The sequence below is a fragment of the Treponema sp. UBA753 genome (assembly GCF_002297325.1).
Lineage (GTDB): Bacteria > Spirochaetota > Spirochaetia > Treponematales > Treponemataceae > Treponema_D.
In genome coordinates this window covers 24,757-29,743 of the sequence record NZ_DBKJ01000039.1, presented here as the reverse complement: position 1 = coordinate 29,743, position 4,987 = coordinate 24,757, and the positions used below count along the sequence as shown (strand labels likewise).

Genomic DNA, 4,987 nt, shown 5'->3' with positions numbered 1-4,987 from the left:
GTTCCGTCTTCAAGAACCGCCATGTCTGTAACTTCGCCGGAAACTCCAATAGTTGAAAGTTGAATTCCATTTTGTTTTGTTAAACTTACATTTTCATCTTTTGTATAATATCTGATATTTGCAATAGGGTCACCTTTTTCTATATATACAAGGTAAGCTTTATTTTCTTGAATTGCAAAGTTTAAAAAACTTTCACCTTTTAAAGCAAGAATATGCCGAGTAATGCTAGTATCGTAACTGTTGACAGAATTTTGTAAATAGAAATTACAGACATTTTCGAGACCAATCCAATATGTATTTGTTGTATTGTCATAATAAAGAGGATTTTTTATAAGATTTGATGTGTTGCTAATCTGTAAAACAGATTCATTGTCCTTATATAAATTGCTGTCTTTTATATGGTAGACTTGTCCGTTGTTATCTTCCACGGCATTATAGGAATCTCCTAAAGTAAAGCCTGTTGAAGCTTTTTGAACCGTTTTGTAGTCGTAGATATATTTGGTGTTGTTATAATCCGTAAGAATCATGTACTGTGAATAGTACGCGGTTTGTCCCTCAAGAATCATTTTGATGTTGCATTCGGAAGTTTCGCCGGCACTTACGGTAATTTTTGTACTTCCGCTGCCTTCAAGGATGTTTTCGTCTGTGTTCCAGGCTTCGGCTGTGGCAGTGTATTTTCCAGACTCAAGGTCAGGAAATTCTATTACCCCCCCCCACAGTTCCTTCTTCTGTTTGGTCAAAGTCGTCATTATAAAGGCGCACAATGTATTTTTTTGCGTTGCTGCTGCTGTAAGTGTATGTGGCGCGCTCGCTTCCCGGCAAGGCAATACGAACAGAGCCGTTTTCGCCAGAGCCAGAGCTCATGTTCATGCACGAAATAAATGCGAATAAAAATGCTGGTAAAATAGAAAAAATTAGCTTTTTCATAAAGATTCCTCCTTGTTAGAGATTCCCGTGTCGCCGCACGGGAATGACAGTTGTGTTTTAGAATGGGAATGACAGTTTTCTTGTCATTATCCGGCTTGATCCTATGTCATTATCTGGCTCGACCGGATAATCCGCATTAACAGTTTCCTTGTCATCTTCGGGCTTGACCCGGAGATCTTCCGCATAAAGAATGACAGTATATTATAATTATGATTCAAAATATTTTATTTGTCAGCATTTGAGGGCATTTTTTTGATTTTTTTTCTACTAAATGCTATTCTTTTGACATGAGTTTTAAATCTGTTGTATCGGCGGTTTTACTTTCAATTTTTTCATTCAGCTTTTCATTTGCAAAAAATCCAAAGATTGCGCTAGTTCTAAGCGGAGGCGGTGCAAAAGGGCTTGCAGAAATTCCGCTTCTTGAAGCATTAGAAAATGAAGGAATCCGCCCGGACATGGTTTTGGGAACAAGCATGGGCGCGCTTATTGGTTCACTTTACGCTGCGGGCTACACTCCAAAGCAAATCAGGCAAACGCTTTTGTCCATGGATTTTATGACGATTCTAAACGAACGCCCTTCCACTCCAGAAAAAATTCCGCCCGAAGCATTTTCAAAAAAAACAGACGGCATAACTCTTTCGTTTTCAATTGCAGACGGAAAATTTGGCTCAGCTCCTGGAATCATAGGCGACCAGCAGATTATTTGCGAGCTTAGCAATCACCTTAGCAAAATTCTTCCAGTTACAGATTTTGACAAGCTTCCGATTCCGTTCAGGGCAATTGGAACAGACGCAATTTCAGGCAAGGAGCTGATATTTAAAAGCGGCTCTCTCGTAAACGCGGTAAGAGCAAGCATTTCTATTCCAGCAGTTTTTACGCCAGCTCAAGTAAAAAAAGGCTTGTATTCAATGGACGGCGGACTTAGAAACAATCTTCCGGTTAAGTTTGCGCGGGAAATGGGCGCAGACATTGTAATTTCAATGGACGTTGCAAGCATTGTTGACACTCCTCCAGAAACTCTTTCTGACTTTTATTCTGTAGCTGTGCAGATTTTCAACTTGATTATTTCTTCTAACGCAGTTGAACAGTACAGCTATGCGGACATTGTTTTGCGTCCAGATCTTTCAGAATTCAGCACATTTGATTTTATGAAGCCACATCAAATTGTAAGAGCAGGAGAAATTTGCGTTCAACAGAACAAAGATAAAATTTCGCAGATTGCAAGGCAAATTGAATCAGCCGGAAGAACACTTGAAAAACTAGACTACAACCGTGAAAGCGAATACAACAAAATGCCGGATTTTTCTATAGATAAAATTATTGTAAAAGATATTTCATTTTTAAAGCCAGTTCCAATTCCCGCGGAAAAAGAATTTGAAAAATTCCTTGGGCAGAAACTTGATGACAAAACCAAAAAGCAGCTTACAAAAAAACTAGGCAGGCTTAAGGAACATTATCATCTTTCATCGCTCACTTATTCTTTAAGCCAAAACGAAAACAAGTCCGCAACTCTTGAAATTCTTGCGAACCACTACGACCAAAAGATGAATCAGATTTTTTTTACAGGAACTTCATCTGTTTCAGTTGCAAGCTACAAGCCTCAAAAATATCTTTCTGTAGATCCAAATTTTACAGCAGGAGTTTTTTTGCGCGCTCCAATTGAATCCCTTTTTAGGCTTTCGTTCGGAAACACAATAATTTTTGAAACTGAATTTTTCCCGAAGCTGGCGGATTTTAAAGACAACATATTAAGCCTTGACTTTAAAAATTCACTCAAATACGGAAGCTGTTCCCCGGCGACAAATATTTATTTTAACGACAGAACGATTGCGGAAGACAGAGGAATTGAAATTTTCGGCGGAATAAGGTTCAGGCACACAGATTATTTTACAGCAAAAGCCGGCATCGCGCATTCTGCAGAAAAATTAATCGCAACAGAAAAATGGCACAACACAAGCTATCTTCACAGCGAAATTATTTTTACAACTCTGCACAACGATTACGCTTGTCTTTACGGCGGAAAAGTGGAATCCATATTTAACTTCGGCGGAAAAACAGACGATATGCAAAATGATTTAATTTACGACTTTAGGTTTTCTGCAGAAAAAAGATTTGAGCTTGCGGACGAAAAAAACTCAATTGGGCTTTCTTCTGTTTTCTGCAGCAACAGATTTCCTTACGAGCTAAATTCCGGATACTGCAACTTTGGCGGCGCGGACGGAATGAGCGGCTATCCTACAGGAACATTGCGGCGCGACTTTGCAATTGCAGGAATTTCTTTTAGGCAGAAAATAACAAATATTGCAGGACTTCCGTTGCTCGCCGTAGCAGAAGCAAAAGCCGCGGTAAGCTCAAGTTATGATCCGTTTATTGACCAAAACTCGCCTTCGGAAAAACTTTTTGCAGACAAAAAATTTGAAGCTGGCGGAGAACTTTATCTTGTGCTTCACACTCTCCTTGGAAATTTAGTTTTCGGCGGAAGCATGAATTCCAGTTTGGAATGGTGCATTACCTTGGGACTAAGATAGCCTCTAAAAATAGCGGCTTCTATTTTCCTTGCAACTTGAGATATTTCTAAATTAGTTTCATCTATAATTATATCCGCATATTTTTCATAAAGAGGAGCGCGCTCATTAAAAATGTCCATAAGAGTTTCTCCAGGTTTATGTACAACTCCTCTTTTATCCAAATCTCCAAGACGTTTTTCAAGGGAATCAAAGTCCACTTTTAAATAAACAACCGTTCCAATTTTTTTTAAATGCTCCATTGCTTCTTTTCCAAAAACAACGCTTCCGCCTGTAGCAACAACACATTTTTTTACATTCAAGCCAGAATTGATTTTATTTTCAATCTTTTTAAAATATTCTTCGCCTTGCCCTAAAATCAGCTCATTTAGTTTTTTCTTCATTTTCTGCTGAATCACAATATCGCTGTCAACAAATTTATAATTCAAGAGTTTTGCAAGCACAACACCGACTGTGCTTTTTCCGGCTCCAGGCATTCCAATTAGAATCACATTGTTTTTCATAAGGCTGATTATCATAAAAAAAATACCGCCGGTCAACCTTAAATACTTAATGTCAAACCGCAAAATTTTTTGTATATTAAATAAAAGGTTAAATATCGAATTTTGCAACTGTCATTATCGGGCTTGACCCTGCGATGTTTCTGAAAGAAACTCGGTTGATAATCTATTGAAAATTTCCAGTAGATTGCTGTGTCAAGCACGGCAATGACAGCCTTGTTAGCATAGAAATAACTGTTTAGTAGCTATTTTTATAAAAACTCGACATTCGACATAAAAGTTTGCGTTGCAAACTTTATTATCAACTGCATATTCTCATTTCATTGCGAATATGCTAAAAAATCAAATCGAAAATTGATATTTTCTATTTGATTTTTTTGGAGGAATTATGAGAAAGAATTTTGGTGCAAAAGAATGGCTTTATCCTATGCCGGTGCTTATCGTGGCTTCTTACGGCAATGACGAAACTCCGGACGCAATGAACGCAGCCTGGGGCGCAATCAGCGATGAAAAGGAAATAGGACTTTGCCTGAGCGCGTCTCACAAAACTGTAAAAAACATCCTTGAGCGCAAGGCGTTTACGGTTAGCGTGGGAACTGCGGAGCTTGCAAAGGAATGTGATTACGTCGGGCTTGTTTCTGCAAATAATACGCCTGATAAATTTGCAAAGGCGGGATTCCATGCAGAAAAGTCGGAATTTGTTGACGCTCCGCTTATCAGAGAACTTCCGTTTGCGCTTGAGTGCAATCTCATAAGCTACGATGAAAAGACAAGCCATCTTTTTGGACAAATTGTGAACGTGAGCATTGACGATTCGGTTCTTGATTCAAACGGAAAAGTTGACGTGAAAAAGCTGAATCCGATTTCTTATGATCCTGTAAACCAGCATTATCTTAAGCTCGGCGACTTTGCAGGAAAAGCGTTCAGCATCGGTCTTGAACTGAAATAATTTGTCATTGCCGGGAAGAATCCGGCGATGTTTGCATAGCAAACTCGGTTAGCAATTTCTAAATGATTGCAATATATGCATTTAGA

4 protein-coding genes and 1 pseudogene are annotated in these 4,987 nt (G+C 38.7%); 2 read left to right on the top strand and 3 right to left on the bottom strand.

Features of this window, described 5'->3' with window-relative positions; translation table 11 throughout:
* Together B4C08_RS02920 and B4C08_RS02915 are read right to left on the bottom strand one after the other, a co-directional pair.
* A pseudogene (locus B4C08_RS02920) lies at nt 1-740 on the bottom strand (hypothetical protein); the annotation flags it as partial.
* On the bottom strand, nt 691-927 hold the full coding sequence (locus B4C08_RS02915; protein ID WP_296662644.1) for a hypothetical protein: 237 nt from the start codon (nt 925-927) through the stop codon (nt 691-693). The pseudogene B4C08_RS02920 and the gene B4C08_RS02915, both read right to left, overlap by 50 nt.
* 287 nt (nt 928-1,214) lie before the next feature.
* Here B4C08_RS02915 and B4C08_RS02910 point away from each other — a divergent pair, with 287 nt between their 5' ends.
* Nucleotides 1,215-3,455 (top strand): patatin-like phospholipase family protein, encoded by a 2,241-nt coding sequence (locus tag B4C08_RS02910; RefSeq protein ID WP_296662641.1) that lies wholly within the window; start codon nt 1,215-1,217, stop codon nt 3,453-3,455.
* Here the strand turns inward: B4C08_RS02910 and B4C08_RS02905 are convergent.
* A complete protein-coding gene (locus tag B4C08_RS02905; RefSeq protein ID WP_296662639.1) occupies nt 3,374-3,955 on the bottom strand; it encodes a shikimate kinase in 582 nt (193 codons plus the stop codon). The genes B4C08_RS02910 and B4C08_RS02905 overlap by 82 nt on opposite strands.
* A 385-nt stretch (nt 3,956-4,340) precedes the next feature.
* Between B4C08_RS02905 and B4C08_RS02900 the strand changes: the two genes are divergently transcribed.
* The gene (locus B4C08_RS02900) at nt 4,341-4,901 is read left to right on the top strand and encodes a flavin reductase family protein (protein ID WP_296662636.1); all 561 of its coding nucleotides are present in this window, start codon (nt 4,341-4,343) and stop codon (nt 4,899-4,901) included.
* Nucleotides 4,902-4,987: the final 86 nt, after the last annotated feature.